We start from the raw sequence: 16,506 nt of genomic DNA, 5'->3' as shown, positions 1-16,506 counted from the left end.
ATTGGTTGTCGGACTGTTTTTGGAGTATAGATGTGCAAACTTCTAATAAGAACGCACATATAAGCCCGTCCATCATGCAAAAAAACATCACCTCCCTCGGTTCGCTGAACTGGGACGACCTCAAGTTTTTCCTCGAAGTCGCCCGCACCCGCAAGGCCAGTACCGCCGCCAAACGGCTGGCTGTCGACTACACCACCGTGTCGCGGCGGATCAGTTCGCTGGAAGCGGCATTGGGCACTTTGCTCTTCGAGAAGTCGCGGACCAGCGGCTTCGTCCTGACCACCGAAGGCCAGCGTTTGCTCGGTTATGCCGAGTCGATTGAAAGCACATTGCACATGGCCTGCGAGCAGGTATCCGGCTCTGGCGTGGCACTCTCCGGGCACGTGCGCATGGGTTGCACTGAAGGCTTCGGCAGTTTTTTCATCACCCCGCAGCTGAGCCATTTCGTCGACGCCTACCCGGCGATCTCGGTGGACATCCTGCCACTGCCGCACTTCATCAGCCTGTCCAAGCGCGAGGCCGATATCGTCATTGCCCTGGAACGCCCGGAGCATGGACCGTACGTCTGCTGCAAATTATGCGACTACCGTTTGCAGCTCTACGCAACCCAGGACTATCTGGACCAACACCCACCGATCCGCCGCCCGGCCGATTTGAGCAAGCATCAATTCATCAGTTATGTGGATGACCTGGCGTTCAGCTCGGAGCTGCTGTACCTGGCGAACGTGCTGCCAGGCGCCAGTGCGCATTTGCGCAGCACCAGCGTGATTGCGCAGTTCGTCGCCGCACAGCAGGGGCGTTCTCTGGCGATTCTGCCGTGCTTCCTCGCCGCGCAGGACCCGCGCCTGCTGCCGGTGTTGCCGGAGGACATCGACATCACCCGGCAGTTCTGGATGTACTGCCGGGAGGACCTGCGCAAGCTCAAGCGGATCACCCTGTTGTGGGATTACATCCGCGAGGTGACCGAGCGTAATCAGGGCCTGCTGATGGGGCAAACCCGCGACATGAAGTTCGCCGATTAGTCGGCGCTGACCACAATCGAGACCCGGCGGTTTTCCGTGCGACCCGCTGCCGTATCGTTGGACGCCACCGGCTCTTTGCTGCCCAGGCCCTGCAGCTGGATGTTCTCGTCCTTCATGCCGACTGTGCGCAGGACGTTGGCGACACTTTTCGCACGGCGCAGGGACAGTTGCTGGTTGTAGGTTTCCTTGCCCGATGCATCGGTGTGACCATCGACGCGCACGCGCTCGATACCGACGCCCAGCAATGCCTTGCCGATGCGTTCAACGATCTCGGTGCTTTGCGTGTTCAGGCTTTCGACGTCGCTGCCAAACAGCACTTTGCCGGACAGGCCAAACTCCCAGCCCTCGTCAGTCAATTCAAAGCCCTGTTGTTTGAGGACCGCAACTTGCGCCGGGGTCAGGCCTTTTTGCGGCGCTGTCTGGCAACCGGTCAGGGCCAGTACGGCCATCAACAGCACAGCGTAAAAAGATCGAATGGTCAGTGTGGACACGAGAGTCAGCTCCTGGTTTGCACGGAATCGACCGGGTGCTCCGCCCCGGCCGTGAATTGGGCGCCGCGCGACAGGCGCTTGGCTTGATACATCGCCGCATCGGCGGCATCGAGCAAGGCCCCCGGCGTGGCACCATGATCGGGAAAAACCGCAATGCCGATACTGAGCGAGGTCACCACACTGGTGTCGCCCGGCAACGCGATGGGCATGTCCATGCTGGCGAGGATCTTGTCGGCAATTCGCTCGGCATCTTCGACCTTGTGCAGCGGCGTGAGCAGAACCGCGAACTCGTCACCGCCCAGTCGCGCCACCAGATCCTCTTCACGCAATTGCGCACGGACGCGGTTGGCCACGGCCACCAACACCGCATCACCGGCGGCGTGGCCGAAGTTGTCGTTGATGCCTTTGAAACGGTCACTGTCGAGAAACAACACGGCCACGCGCTCATCGTGTTTGCCGGCATTGCGCAACGCGCGGATCAACCGCCCTTCGAAAAAGGCGCGGTTTGGCAAACCGGTCAGGCTGTCGTGACTGGCTTGGTGAGCGAGGGTTTCATTTTCGTTTTGCAGATGGGTTTGCCACGATTCCAGTTCGTCGAGCAAGGCGTTGAAGTCATTGCCGAGGTTGTCGAGTTCGGCGATCTTCGCCGGCGGCACACGGCGGTCCAGCGCGCGTTCACTGCGTGCGGCGTGGGCGACGGCGGCCAGGCTGCGCAGGGGGCCGGTGATGCCGCGTAACTGGCGCCGCGCCAGGTAGAGCGCGACCCAGGCGCTAATCGCGGTACAGAGGATGATCCCCGCCAGACCACTGAGCAGAAAGCGCATCAGGCTACCGCCATGACCCGTGAGCAATACGCGACCGATTTCACGGTCCTGATGCTCGATCGGCAGGCTGATGGGTTTCTCCAGGACGGCGCGGGTGATCTGCATTTCCAGCTCAGAGAACAAGCCGTTTTCCGGTCGCTGCCAATGCGCGAGCAGTTGTCCCTGGCTGTCCAGCACCTGGGCATCAGCGACCTCTTCGGCGGAAGCAATCAGCGCCAGCGATTCGTTGGCGGCCGTCTTGTCGTTGAACACCACCGCAGCTTCCACGGTGTAGCTGATCGAACGGGCGATCAAGTGCAGGTTGTGATCGGCGTACACCCGTAAAGCCAGTACGCCGAGCAACGTCAGCGAAACACTGGCCATCGCCACGCCCACCAGCGCAACAATCAAATGCCCTCGGCCGATGACCGACCCCAACGTCGGGCGTTTTTCCGCTCGGAACAGTTTCATGGCGCCGCCGGTTTGCGACGCGACAATTGCAGCACGCTTGGATGAATACGCACGCCGCTGCGGGCAACAGAGTCGAGGTTGACCTCGAAAGACACCTGTTCATCGCCAACGCGTAGACAGAACAGACTGCCGACCGTGCACTGATCGCCGCCTTCGCTGATGCTCAGCACCGGATGACCGATCAGTGAAGCGAACAAGCGAGCGCGTTCATCCACCGTGAGTTTGCCGATGTACACCGCATCGCAGTCGCTGACGATGGCCGGGTTGTCGGCCAGCAGGCGACGTACGGTCACCGGCCGGCCGGTGGCTTGAGTGGTGCCTTTGACCAGATCATCGGTGTATTCGGTGGGGCCGACGATGCACAAGCGCAATTGCGCCGGTTCCACCGGCCAGCGCGCGTAGCTGAGAATGCCAAGAACAACCTGAGTGACAGATTTGGCCCGTTGTTCGGCCATGCCCGTCGGCGCTTGCGACTGTGCGACAGCCGCACCCGTCAACAACCAGAGCAGACCGACAAGCAACGCGTGCTTGCAGACAACTACGCGCTCTGTCGCCCAGACAGACACCTTCATGCAGGGATTCTCTTGGATCGTAGCGAAATGATGCCGCAACGATAGCACAGCACTGGAACGCCAGCGAGACAGCGACCCCTGACCGGTCGGTCAGTAATCGCCGTCAATCGTCTGGATTTTCACCCCCGAGGCACGGCGCCCTCTTCCAGTTCCAGCATCAGCCCACTCAGGCGTTTGACCTTGCGCTGCACTGCTTCCTCGAACACCCCCGGGCGGGATTCGATCAGGGTGAACCAGTGCTTGGCGCGGGTGATACCGGTGTAGATCAATTCTTTGGTCAGCACCGGGTTCAAGGCATCCGGCAGGATCAGCGCCGTGTGGGCAAACTCCGAGCCCTGGGACTTGTGTACCGTCATGGCGTAGACGGTTTCAACGTCGTTCAGGCGGCTGGGCAGTACAAAGCGCACGCCGCCCTGGCCGTCGTTGCGCGGGAACGCCACGCGCAATACCGGTTTTCCCGCGTCCGGCCCTTCGCGCTCGGGCAGCTTGAGGGCGATCCCGATGTCGCCGTTCATCAAGCCCAGACCGTAATCGTTGCGAGTCATCAGAACCGGACGGCCTTCGTACCATTGCTGATCGTTTTCAATCAGACGTGCTTTGAGCAATGCGGCGGTGATGCGCTGATTCAGACCTTCGACGCCCCACGGCCCTTTGCGCACGGCGCACAGCAACTGGAAAGTGTCGAAAGCTTGCAAGACTTCGCGGGCCCAAACGACCCAGTCCGGATGTTCGAGGGGCCGAGCCGAGGGTGGGCGCTGGTCACGCAGCACACTCAGATAATGGCGGTAACCCTGCGGGCCGTTGCCGTGCCCCTCCAGCAACAGACGCTCCAGCTTGTGATCCTGTTCGCCCTTGAGCGGCAACGAATACACGTCGTCATAGTGTCCGGCGGTGAGCAACTGACGCGCTTCATCCGGCAACTGTTGATTGACCCGACGCGCGAGCTGACCGATCCCGCTGCCCTCGCCGAAGCGCCGGGAGTGGCGCAGCATGACCACTTGCTGGGCCAGCGGGTGGGCGCCTTCGACGTCTTCATGCAAGCCGCTGTCCTGCAACGACTCACCGCTGACCGACTCCAGCCACTGTCGGGTCTGCGGGCTGTACCAGCCACCCTCGGCGTCACGGCACAAATCCCCCAGCACAGCGCCGGCCTCCACAGAGGCCAGTTGGTCCTTGTCACCCAACAAAACCAGGCGTGCATGGGGTGGCAAGGCATCGAGCAGATTGGCCATCATTTCCAGGTCGATCATCGAGGCTTCGTCGACCACCAGCACATCCAGTGGCAAACGATTGCCGGCGTGGTGGCGGAAATGGCGGGTGCCGGGACGGCTGCCCAGCAGACGATGCACGGTGGTGACGTCACAAGGAATCTTCGCCCGCACCTCTTCGGTGACTTTCAGCGACTGCACCTGTTGGCTGATGGACTCGGTCAACCGCGCCGCGGCCTTGCCTGTCGGTGCCGCCAGACGAATCCGCAGCGGATGACCGGTAGCGACTGCGGGTGCTTGCAGCAGGGCCAGCAAACGCACGACCGTAGTGGTTTTGCCGGTCCCCGGCCCCCCGGTGACGATGCTGAAGGCACCACGAGTCGCAATGGCGCAGGCGAGTTTCTGCCAGTCGATCACCTCACCCGTTCTCGCTGATCCGAACAGTTCGTTCAAGCGCTGCGGCAGATCGTCCGGTGTTGGTTCGACTTGCTGCAGGCGCTCGCGCAACGCCGTATCAATGCGCCGTTCGTAGGTCCAGTAGCGTCGCAGATACAGACGTTTGCCCGACAATACCAGCGGGCGTTGCTGTGCGAAATCGCTGGTATCCGCCGCCAGCGCGACCAAAGAGCTGCCGGCCAAAACCTTGCACCAGTGAGCACCGTCGAGCGCCTCAAGCAATTGCGACGGCAGCAACAGCACACCGCCTTGCACGTCGCCTTCGGGGGGCAGCGACAGCGCGAAGTCAGGAGCCTTCAGGGTTTCGTACAGATCAAGACAGACATGACCGTGGCCCAGTTGATGGCTGGTCAGGGCGGCAGCCAGCAGCACCAGCGGATCGGTGTCGCGCTCAAGTTCGTGCAGGAACGCGACGAACGCTTTGTCCAGCGCACGCAGCCAGCCACGCTCGACCCAACGAGTCAGCAATATCAACAGGTCATCGGCGCGAGTCAGCGGCGAAAGCCTCGACAGGCTGTCGGCTGCCAACGGCGTGGGGAGCAAATCGGCAAAGGTGCGGCTCATAGCAGGACTCCCTGTTCCCAGGCGGGTTCGGACTTGGGTTCAGGTTTTCCTTGAAACATACGGTCGAGACGCTCGATCAGTTCACGGGGTGGACGGGCGAAATACACACCACGACTATCAGCACGCGTGCCACGCAGGAACAGATACAACGCGCCGCCGACATGTCGGTCGTAATCGTAATCAGGCAGCCGCGCCTTGAGCTGGCGATGCAACGCCAGCAGGTACAACACGTATTGCAGGTCATAGCGGTTGTCGAGGATCGACTGTTCCATGGCCTGCTCGGTGTAGGCCTGATCATCCACACCTAGCCAGTTGGATTTGTAGTCCGCCACGTAATAACGGCCATCGTGTTCAAAGGTCAGGTCGATGAAGCCTTTGAACATGCCGTTGAGTTGCACCGGTTCGGCTGCCACGCGGGCCACGCCCCGATGCGTATGCTGACGCACCAGTTCGTCGAGTTTGACTACATCGACTTTATGGCTGGCGAACCAGAACTCCATCTCGACCCGATACTGCTTCAGTTGTTCGAGTACAACCGGTGGCTGCCCGCCGGCAATCGGCAGTGGCGATTTGAGCAAATGCTGCAACCAGTCACTCAAGGTGGTGATCCAACCCTCCCAACCGCGCAGGTTGCAGCGTCGGGCAATCGCATCCTCCAGCGCCTCGCGGGAAACGGCAAAGCCGTCATCTCCGGCCCATTCCAGCAAACCGTGGAGAAACGTTCCGGGATTGGGGCCGCGCGGAAAGCGGTGAATATCGGCACCGCCGGCAATGATTTCCCGTGGAGCATCGGGGTCGAGGCGTTCGTCATCAAACAGCTTTTGCGCTTGCGGGCTGTCCGGTGCTTCATCGCTGCCGCCACTCAACACGTCGCTGATGCGCAGAGCGCTGTAGGAGGCGATCCACCAGTTTTCGCTGGCCTTGCGCTTGGGCAACAGTGTGGCACTCAGCACGGCGTCATTGCGTGGCGGCTGGTAATGCTCGTCAGTGGGTTGGGGCATTTCATCGATATGGATATCCGGGCAATCCTGTTGCAGATCTTGCAGCCAGCGTTTCAGTTCGCTGGACTCGCCAAGCGATGCGCCACCACCAAGCAGATAACCCAGCGCCGAGAGGTGCAGCACCGAGCTGTTGTTATTGCCCCGCTTGAGATCCGTCACGCCCAACCAGCAGGCATGTTGTGCGCGAGTCAACGCAACGTAGAGCAAGCGCAAGTCTTCGGCCAGACGCTCATCGTCCGCTTGCGCTACCAACTCGGCAGTTGGTTTCAAACTCATCTGAGCCTTGCCCTCTGCATCGTGGTAATGCAGTGGCAGGCGACTGCCATCCACGGGTTTTGCCGAACAAATGAACGGCAAGAACACCAATGGATATTCCAGGCCTTTGGACTTGTGGATGGTCACGACCTTGACCAATTGCTCATCACTTTCCAGACGCAGAATCTGCTCTTCGCCGGCCTGGCCAGACACTGCCAGCAGTTCAGCCAGATGGCGAATCAGCGCTTGTTCACCGTCCAGCTCCGCTGCTGCTTGCTGCATCAATTCCGACAGGTGCAAAAGGTTGGTCAGGACACGCTCGCCATCGGTGCGCGTCATCAAGGTTTGCGGCAGATGGAAGTCGTGCAGCAGGCGGCGCAACATCGGCAGCACGCCTTGCTTGCGCCATAGCTCGCGATAGCCACGGAACTGCATGACCCGGGTTTCCCAGACCAGTTCGTCCTGGTTCAGACGTTCCAGTTCGGCCAATGGCAGGTTCAGAGTGATGCAGGCCAATGCGGCTTTCAGGGAGCGTTCGACATCCGGCTCGGCACAGGCCTTGAGCCAGGACAACAGGTCGTGGGCTTCTTGTGCCGCGAATACCGAATCCTTGTCCGACAGATAAACGCTGCGCACGCCACGGGCGGCGAGTTCTCCGCGCACGGCCTGGGCTTCTTTGCCGTCGCGCACGAGAATCGCGATGTCGGACGGCCTCAGGCCTCTGAAGTCTTTGCCGTCCTGAATGAACCCTGCGCTAGCGTTTTGCCCACCATTGAGCAGCGAGGTGATTTCGCTGGCGCACGCTGCCGCCAACTGCTGACGATAGACCGCACCCGACAGTGGCTGGTCGGTGGACAAGTGCCAGACATTCAACGCCGCGACAGCTTGCCCGGCAACTTGCAGCTGTTCCTTGCGACCTTGAGATTCGACGGGGAGGAACGGCACCGGGTTGTCGCCGTTTTTCTCGCGGAACAAAAACGCCCCGCGGCCCTGCTCTCGGGACTCGGCGCGTGCGAAAACATGATTGACCGCGTTGACCATGCCGTGGCTGGAACGGAAGTTGGTGCCCAGCGTATGCAGCCGGCCAGTGGTGGCCTGACGCGCACGCAGGTAGGTATAGATGTCTGCACCGCGGAAAGCGTAGATCGCCTGCTTCGGATCACCAATCAGGAACAGGCCGGTTTCAGGACTATTGTCTTCGATGCGATAGATGCTTTCGAAGATTCGATACTGCACCGGGTCGGTGTCCTGAAACTCATCGATCAGCGCGACCGGGAACTGCTCGCGAATCAACGTCGCAAGACGTTCGCCTCCGTCGGATTGCAGAGCGGCATCCAGGCGCAACAACATGTCGTCGAAGCCCATCTCGGCGCGACGCCGCTTCTCTTCTTCAAAGCGCGCGCCTACCCATTTGGCGGCATGTTGCAACACTGCGGCATCAGGGGTTGGCAATGCATCGAGGCTCGACTTGAGCTTTGGCATCGCGTCCAGGCCGGGGTGACTGGGAGCTTGGCCTTTCCACGCTTCGGCCATCCCGTCGGGAGTCAGTCGGGTGAAACCGGTGCCGATATCCAGTTGCTCCAGGGACTCATCTTCGGCCCATGCCTTGAGCTTTTCGAACCACGGTTCGAAGTAACGCGCCTGCATCTTGCGACCGTCGACAGTTTTGCTCGCAACACCTTGATGACAGATGGCGAGCAATTCGTCTGCCCACTGACGCCATGGCATTTTCAGCTCGATCAGCGCGGCACGGCGTTCTTGCAGACATTCATCGATCAGCTCCGCAGGCGCCTTGCCCTCGTCGCTGTCACGCTCGCTGGCGAACAGGCCGCGCACGCGAGGCAACAACGCCGCCGGCCCACCCCAATTGCTGCGAACCCAATTCAAGGCATCGCCCTGCATCGGGTAACAGAACAGCCGCCAGTAATCGCGCAGCACTTCGCCGAGCAACTCGCTGTGATCGGTTTCCAGGGATTGGGTGAACAAGCTGCCGCTGTCGAACGCATGCTCACGCAGCATGCGCTGACACCAACTGTGGATCGTCGAGACAGCTGCCTCGTCCATCCATTGCGCGGCGACATCGAGGCGGTTGGCGCAACCGGGCCATTGTGGGGAGTCGAATTGATCACGCAATTCGGCGATCAGCGCGTCGGGCGCAGGCGTTTCGTCACGAAAGAATCGAGCGGCCTCAGCCAGACGCGTGCGTATGCGCTCCCGCAGTTCCTTGGTCGCGGCATCGGTGAAGGTCACCACCAGAATCTGTGGTGGCAACAATTCTCGGCCGAATCCACACGCCTCGTCACCATGCCCGAGGATAAGCCGCAGATACAAAGCCGAAATGGTAAAGGTTTTACCGGTACCGGCACTGGCTTCGATCAACTGGCTGCCCTGTAGCGGGAATGCCAGTGCGAGGGGTGTCTTGGTACTCATGCGCGAGCCCCTTCGGTGGACAGCGAACGCCAGGGCGCTTCAAACAACGGGCGATACAAGGCGTCACACCAACCGGAGAACGTCTCATCGGCAAGCAATGCCTCAAAATCGGCAAATTGCCGTGACAACGCCGGGCTCTCGCGGCGCTCGCCTTCGCTGGTCTGCCCGTCACCTTCATAGGCTTTACGCGCGGCCGCTTCGGCCTTCAGCGGGTCGCTCTGAGCGAGCCACGCGAAGGCAGTTTTTACCGCGATCGGCAGTGGCTGACGCATCCCGGCCTGCCAGGCGAGGAGCAAATCACCGAGGAAACGTACCGCTCGATCCGGCTCCATCGGTTCAAGCAGCAGCGTGTCATCGCTGGCCACCAATGCGGTGCTCAGGGAAAGTCCACTGGCGCAGGCCACCAGATGATTGACCCAGGGTTTGGTCAGGCGATGCCATTTTCGGCTTTTGATCGAGCCAATGCTGTTGGGAATGGTCGTGACCGACAACAGGCCACTGTCGGCGCGCTGATGCAAACCGGCGAGCCAGCCTTCGAGTCGCAAGCCCTGCAATTCAAGGTTGACCGGCGTGGCACTGCTCAACGGGGTCGGCCACAATGTCAGCAGTTGCTGATAACGCTGCAGTAGATCCGGCAGAGGTTCGATCAGCTCTCGCTGCAGGCACTCGCCAAACCCGGCCATTGGCAACAGACCGCTGTCTTGCAGACGTCGTGCCTGGGCAGTCAGCGCCTGTTCGACATTGTCCGGTTGCCTGAGAGCAGCTTCGAGCAGGCTGTCGCTGAGCGTGTAACGCTGCAATGCGTCCAGCACGAAGGGTTCTTCATCGGCCAGGGGGGCTTCGGCCGCTTCGAAATACACCTTGAGGCGTTGCGTGAAAAAATGCCGGACCGGGTTGCGCAAAAAGTCCTGCAACAACGCTAGGCTCAACGGGTCTTCTTGCACATAAGGAGTGAGTAACTGCGCTTCGTTTTGAGGCTCATGCTGTTGATGCAGAACCTGCCATTCGCTGGCATAGCTGAAGAGTTGGTCGCCCTCATGAAAATAGCGCGCACTGAACGGTTGCAGCGGGTGCTCTTGCGTCATGGCACTCAACAGATCGCGATTTTCGTCGAGCAATCGCCAACCGCTGGCGAGGTGATCGCGCAGTTGGCCAATCAACACGGAGGCCGGTCGTTCACTGTTGTCGCGGATGCTGCGCCCCACCCAACTGATGTACAGCTGATTGCGCGCCGACAAAAGCGCCTCAAGCAAAAGATAACGGTCATCTTCACGTCGTGAGCGATCTCCCGGACGGTAGTCGCTGCCCATGAGGTCGAAGTCCAGCGGCGGCTGCGCGCGGGGATAGTCGCCGTCGTTCATCCCCAGCAGGCAGACCAGTTTGAATGGAATGGCGCGCATGGGCATCAGCGTACAAAAATTCACGGCACCGGCCAGAAACCGCTGAGACAAACGCCCTTGGTCCAGGCCGGCGAGCCAGGCTTCACGAACCACGGTCAGTGGTAGCTCATCCGCCAGACCTACAGCCTCACAGGTTTCCAGCCAGGTTTCGCGCAGCTCTTCGAGTTGGGTCAACAAGTAGTCGTCATGCTCGTTACTGGCCTTGAAGAACAGTTGCATCAGCGCTTGCAAACGGTATCCCCACTCCTTGGGTTGAGCGGGTTGGGTGAGCTGCTGGTGGGCCAGTTCCAGCGCATCGAGCAGAGCCACCAACGGCCCGATCAGTGCGGCGTCGAGTCCGCCGATCTCATCGTAGGGTTCAATCCCTTCGCATGCATTGGCACTGCCGACGGCGTAGCCCAGAAGCATGCGACGCAGACCGAAATGCCAGCTGTTTTGCTCAAGCTCGTCGGGTAAACCCAGACCCGCTCGCTGCTCGGCATTCATGCCCCAACGCACGCCCGCGCCTTCGATCCAGCGATGCAGTGTCGGCAGGTCGCGCTCTTCTACACCAAAGCGAGCGCGGAGTGCAGGAACGTCGAGCAGGTCGAGAATTTCACTGACCGGGAAACGACTGTCGGGAAGCTTGAGCAGGTGTTCGACCGCGATCAGCAGTGGATCACGGCCACGTTGCCCCTGATCCGCCAACGTGAAGGGAATAAACCGCGAATCATGCCGGTCAAGCTGACCAAATACTGCGCGGATATGCGGGGCATAGCTATCGACGTCAGGCACCATGACGATCACATCGCGCGGACGCAGATCCGGGTTGGCACTGAAGCGTGCGAGGAGCTGGTCATGCAGTATTTCGACTTCACGTTGTGCGCTGTGGGCAATATGAAAGCGGATCGACTCGTCCTGTGCCAGATCGACAGCAGGCCAGTGCTCACGGGTTTCGTTGAGTGGGCGCAACTCCAGGATATCGTCCTGGAGTTGATTGAGCAGATTGTGCGGCTGAGTTTCGCTGAACAGGTCTATGCGGCCGTCGCGAAAAGCCGCCCGATAGCTATTGGGATCGTCATAACTGTCGAGCAGGTTGATGTAGTCCCGGCCCTGTTTGCCCCACGCAGCCAATAGTGGATGGGCGTGTTGATGCAGTGTTTCAGGATCCAGCACTGCTGGCATTCCGGTCTTGCGCGATTGCCGTTTGTATTGATGGCGCAGCAGATCCTTGTCGGCGACAATGTCGGCCCAATGGTGCCGGCACGGGTTGTGTACACACAGCAGAACCTGACTGAAACGCGCGAGCCCGGCCAGCGCTTCAAGTACTTGGGCTGGCAGCGAAGAAATCCCGAAAACGATCACTCGCGAAGGCAATCCCGCAGGTGCTTCGTTGAGGTTGTTGATGCGCTCAATAAACCGTTGATGAACGCCGGCACGACTCTGCGCCATACCTTGCTCACCCACGTCATCCAGCAGCGCACGCCACAGTTCTGCCTGCCAGCAACTGGTCGGGGGCAGTGGTTTTACTTCACCTCTGACAGTGCGCAATTGATGCCGGCCTTCGGCCCAGTCTTCCAGCCAGTCGGCCCGGTACACCTGATATTGGTCGAACAGATCCGCCAAGCGTTCGGACAATTGATAGCGCTTGCGCAGGTCGGTGTCATGGGTAAGGAAGCGTTGCAACGGCTCGAAATGCGGGCGATCAATGACCTGTGGCAGCAGACGCATAAGGCGCCAGGTCAGCGGGGCCTTATCGAGCAGGGATTTGGGAGGAATTTCATCTCGACCCAATACCATGCGGTAAAGCTGCCACATGAAACTGCCCGGCAGTTGCACATCTATCGCGGCAGCAATACCGCAACCTCCGAGATCGTCGTCCTCTGGATCTTCAGCCAAGGCCAATTTGAGCCACTGGGCAATACCGTTGCTCTGCACCAGAGCGATTTCGTTTTCCAGCGGGGCCAGTGGATAGCGCCGCATTATGCTGATCACAAGGCTGCGCAGTTCGTCCAGACTATTGCTCTGGACCACCATGAATGCAGCGTTGAGGGACTGGGCGTCCGGCATAAGGGTTTCCTTGGAGAAGTACAAAAGCCAGGGCAGAACCTTAGCATTGTCGACAGGGTATGACAGCCGGACGACATCCTTGAATGCTGTACGAACTTTCCTGCGGGCAAAACAAAACCCCAACTGCTTTCGCAATTGGGGTTTCGGAATTTAATCTTGACGATGACCTACTCTCACATGGGGAAACCCCACACTACCATCGGCGATGCATCGTTTCACTGCTGAGTTCGGGATGGGATCAGGTGGTTCCAACGCTCTATGGTCGTCAAGAAATTCGGGTACTGACTCGTGACCTTGTGGTCTCGCTTCAGCAAATTGGGTATGTGACAGCTTTCGGCGTTTGTGAACATCGAACTTTCGGTTCGTTTCGTCTTCACACACCGCAATCTGGTCTCTTCGACGCAAATTGCTTGGGTGTTATATGGTCAAGCCTCACGGGCAATTAGTATTGGTTAGCTCAACGCCTCACAGCGCTTACACACCCAACCTATCAACGTCGTAGTCTTCGACGGCCCTTCAGGGAACTCAAGGTTCCAGTGAGATCTCATCTTGAGGCAAGTTTCCCGCTTAGATGCTTTCAGCGGTTATCTTTCCCGAACATAGCTACCCGGCAATGCCACTGGCGTGACAACCGGAACACCAGAGGTTCGTCCACTCCGGTCCTCTCGTACTAGGAGCAGCCCCTCTCAAATCTCAAACGTCCACGGCAGATAGGGACCGAACTGTCTCACGACGTTCTAAACCCAGCTCGCGTACCACTTTAAATGGCGAACAGCCATACCCTTGGGACCGGCTTCAGCCCCAGGATGTGATGAGCCGACATCGAGGTGCCAAACACCGCCGTCGATATGAACTCTTGGGCGGTATCAGCCTGTTATCCCCGGAGTACCTTTTATCCGTTGAGCGATGGCCCTTCCATACAGAACCACCGGATCACTAAGACCTACTTTCGTACCTGCTCGACGTGTCTGTCTCGCAGTCAAGCGCGCTTTTGCCTTTATACTCTACGACCGATTTCCGACCGGTCTGAGCGCACCTTCGTACTCCTCCGTTACTCTTTAGGAGGAGACCGCCCCAGTCAAACTACCCACCATACACTGTCCTCGATCCGGATAACGGACCTGAGTTAGAACCTCAAAGTTGCCAGGGTGGTATTTCAAGGATGGCTCCACGCGAACTGGCGTCCACGCTTCAAAGCCTCCCACCTATCCTACACAAGCAAATTCAAAGTCCAGTGCAAAGCTATAGTAAAGGTTCACGGGGTCTTTCCGTCTAGCCGCGGATACACTGCATCTTCACAGCGATTTCAATTTCACTGAGTCTCGGGTGGAGACAGCGCCGCCATCGTTACGCCATTCGTGCAGGTCGGAACTTACCCGACAAGGAATTTCGCTACCTTAGGACCGTTATAGTTACGGCCGCCGTTTACCGGGGCTTCGATCAAGAGCTTCGCGTTAGCTAACCCCATCAATTAACCTTCCGGCACCGGGCAGGCGTCACACCCTATACGTCCACTTTCGTGTTTGCAGAGTGCTGTGTTTTTAATAAACAGTCGCAGCGGCCTGGTATCTTCGACCGGCATGAGCTTACGGAGCAAGTCCTTCACCCTCACCGGCGCACCTTCTCCCGAAGTTACGGTGCCATTTTGCCTAGTTCCTTCACCCGAGTTCTCTCAAGCGCCTTGGTATTCTCTACCCAACCACCTGTGTCGGTTTGGGGTACGGTTCCTGGTTACCTGAAGCTTAGAAGCTTTTCTTGGAAGCATGGCATCAACCACTTCGTGTTCTAAAAGAACACTCGTCATCAGCTCTCGGCCTTAAGATCCCGGATTTACCTAAGATCTCAGCCTACCACCTTAAACTTGGACAACCAACGCCAAGCTGGCCTAGCCTTCTCCGTCCCTCCATCGCAATAACCAGAAGTACAGGAATATTAACCTGTTTTCCATCGACTACGCTTTTCAGCCTCGCCTTAGGGACCGACTAACCCTGCGTCGATTAACGTTGCGCAGGAAACCTTGGTCTTTCGGCGTGGGTGTTTTTCACACCCATTGTCGTTACTCATGTCAGCATTCGCACTTCTGATACCTCCAGCAAGCTTCTCAACTCACCTTCACAGGCTTACAGAACGCTCCTCTACCGCATCATCCGAAGATGATACCCGTAGCTTCGGTGTATGGTTTGAGCCCCGTTACATCTTCCGCGCAGGCCGACTCGACTAGTGAGCTATTACGCTTTCTTTAAAGGGTGGCTGCTTCTAAGCCAACCTCCTAGCTGTCTAAGCCTTCCCACATCGTTTCCCACTTAACCATAACTTTGGGACCTTAGCTGACGGTCTGGGTTGTTTCCCTTTTCACGACGGACGTTAGCACCCGCCGTGTGTCTCCCATGCTCGGCACTTGTAGGTATTCGGAGTTTGCATCGGTTTGGTAAGTCGGGATGACCCCCTAGCCGAAACAGTGCTCTACCCCCTACAGTGATACATGAGGCGCTACCTAAATAGCTTTCGAGGAGAACCAGCTATCTCCGAGCTTGATTAGCCTTTCACTCCGATCCACAGGTCATCCGCTAACTTTTCAACGGTAGTCGGTTCGGTCCTCCAGTTAGTGTTACCCAACCTTCAACCTGCCCATGGATAGATCGCCCGGTTTCGGGTCTATTCCCAGCGACTAGACGCCCTATTAAGACTCGCTTTCGCTACGCCTCCCCTATTCGGTTAAGCTCGCCACTGAAAATAAGTCGCTGACCCATTATACAAAAGGTACGCAGTCACAGAACAAAGTCTGCTCCCACTGCTTGTACGCATACGGTTTCAGGATCTATTTCACTCCCCTCTCCGGGGTTCTTTTCGCCTTTCCCTCACGGTACTAGTTCACTATCGGTCAGTCAGTAGTATTTAGCCTTGGAGGATGGTCCCCCCATATTCAGACAAAGTTTCTCGTGCTCCGTCCTACTCGATTTCATGACTAAGAGATTTTCGCGTACAGGGCTATCACCCACTATGGCCGCACTTTCCAGAGCGTTCCGCTAATCTCAAAGCCACTTAAGGGCTAGTCCCCGTTCGCTCGCCACTACTAAGGGAATCTCGGTTGATTTCTTTTCCTCAGGGTACTTAGATGTTTCAGTTCCCCTGGTTCGCCTCTTGCACCTATGTATTCAGTACAAGATAACCATCTTATGATGGCTGGGTTCCCCCATTCAGACATCTCCGGATCAAAGTCTGTTTGCCGACTCCCCGAAGCTTTTCGCAGGCTACCACGTCTTTCATCGCCTCTGACTGCCAAGGCATCCACCGTATGCGCTTCTTCACTTGACCATATAACCCCAAGCAATCTGGTTATACTGTGAAGACGACATTCGCCGAAAATTCGAATTTCTCAATTAAGAGAACTCACAAATTTTACCTTAGCCTGATCCGTTACCAGTGAAAGTAACGTTCAGTCTATCTTTCTATCACATACCCAAATTTTTAAAGAACGAACTAGTCAAAGACTAGAAATCAACATTCACCATCATCATGATGGAATGCTCATTTCTAAGCTTTATACAAGAGAAGCAGTAGTGGTGGAGCCAAACGGGATCGAACCGTTGACCTCCTGCGTGCAAGGCAGGCGCTCTCCCAGCTGAGCTATGGCCCCGTATTTCTACAGGCGTTTCCCACACAAAATTGGTGGGTCTGGGCAGATTCGAACTGCCGACCTCACCCTTATCAGGGGTGCGCTCTAACCAACTGAGCTACAGACCCAATTTCGGGCTGCTTCTTTCGTCTTCTTCAATGAATCAAG

At 58.1% G+C, this 16,506-nt stretch carries 7 protein-coding genes, 2 tRNA genes and 2 rRNA genes; 1 reads left to right on the top strand and 10 read right to left on the bottom strand.

Translation table 11 applies throughout. The annotated features are described in order from the left end of the window. Positions 1 to 74 precede the first annotated feature (74 nt). Complete coding sequence (locus CLU80_RS17200; RefSeq protein WP_099757926.1) at positions 75 to 1,022, top strand: LysR family transcriptional regulator; 948 nt, start codon at positions 75 to 77, stop codon at positions 1,020 to 1,022. On the opposite strand, the gene yfiB is transcribed toward CLU80_RS17200, so the two are convergent. From yfiB to CLU80_RS17150, 10 genes are all read right to left on the bottom strand, one after another. Next, positions 1,019 to 1,504 carry an outer membrane lipoprotein YfiB gene (gene yfiB, locus CLU80_RS17195; RefSeq protein ID WP_485064257.1) on the bottom strand — a complete coding sequence of 162 codons (486 nt, stop codon included), beginning with the start codon at positions 1,502 to 1,504 and terminating at the stop codon, positions 1,019 to 1,021. The genes CLU80_RS17200 and yfiB overlap by 4 nt on opposite strands. Positions 1,505 to 1,518: 14 nt before the next feature. After that, positions 1,519 to 2,787, bottom strand: a complete 1,269-nt coding sequence (gene dgcN, locus CLU80_RS17190) for a diguanylate cyclase DgcN/YfiN (protein WP_095051047.1) — start codon at positions 2,785 to 2,787, stop codon at positions 1,519 to 1,521. Next, entirely contained in the window at positions 2,784 to 3,359 is a 576-nt protein-coding gene (gene yfiR / locus CLU80_RS17185) for a regulatory sequestration protein YfiR (RefSeq protein ID WP_093442386.1), read from the bottom strand. The genes dgcN and yfiR overlap by 4 nt, the downstream gene beginning before the upstream one ends. 119 nt (positions 3,360 to 3,478) lie before the next feature. Beyond that, a complete protein-coding gene (recD, locus tag CLU80_RS17180) occupies positions 3,479 to 5,587 on the bottom strand; it encodes an exodeoxyribonuclease V subunit alpha (protein ID WP_099757925.1) in 2,109 nt (702 codons plus the stop codon). Next, on the bottom strand, positions 5,584 to 9,273 hold the full coding sequence (gene recB, locus CLU80_RS17175) for an exodeoxyribonuclease V subunit beta (RefSeq protein WP_099757924.1): 3,690 nt from the start codon (positions 9,271 to 9,273) through the stop codon (positions 5,584 to 5,586). Before recB ends, recD begins: the two co-directional genes overlap by 4 nt. After that, the gene (gene recC / locus CLU80_RS17170) at positions 9,270 to 12,722 is read right to left on the bottom strand and encodes an exodeoxyribonuclease V subunit gamma (RefSeq protein ID WP_095126608.1); all 3,453 of its coding nucleotides are present in this window, start codon (positions 12,720 to 12,722) and stop codon (positions 9,270 to 9,272) included. The genes recB and recC overlap by 4 nt, the downstream gene beginning before the upstream one ends. Positions 12,723 to 12,876: 154 nt before the next feature. Continuing rightward, positions 12,877 to 12,992: ribosomal RNA gene (rrf, locus tag CLU80_RS17165) — 5S ribosomal RNA — on the bottom strand. Between the two features lie 151 nt (positions 12,993 to 13,143). Then, a 23S ribosomal RNA gene (locus CLU80_RS17160) occupies positions 13,144 to 16,037 on the bottom strand. Between the two features lie 246 nt (positions 16,038 to 16,283). Then, positions 16,284 to 16,359, bottom strand: a tRNA-Ala gene (locus CLU80_RS17155). Positions 16,360 to 16,389: 30 nt separating this feature from the next. Beyond that, positions 16,390 to 16,466: transfer RNA gene (locus tag CLU80_RS17150), tRNA-Ile, on the bottom strand. Positions 16,467 to 16,506 lie beyond the last annotated feature (40 nt).

This window comes from Pseudomonas sp. 29 (assembly GCF_002754355.1).
Lineage (GTDB): Bacteria > Pseudomonadota > Gammaproteobacteria > Pseudomonadales > Pseudomonadaceae > Aquipseudomonas > Aquipseudomonas neuropathica.
The sequence above is the reverse complement of the archived record's forward strand: the minus strand, read 5'-3'. Positions and strand labels throughout refer to the sequence as shown.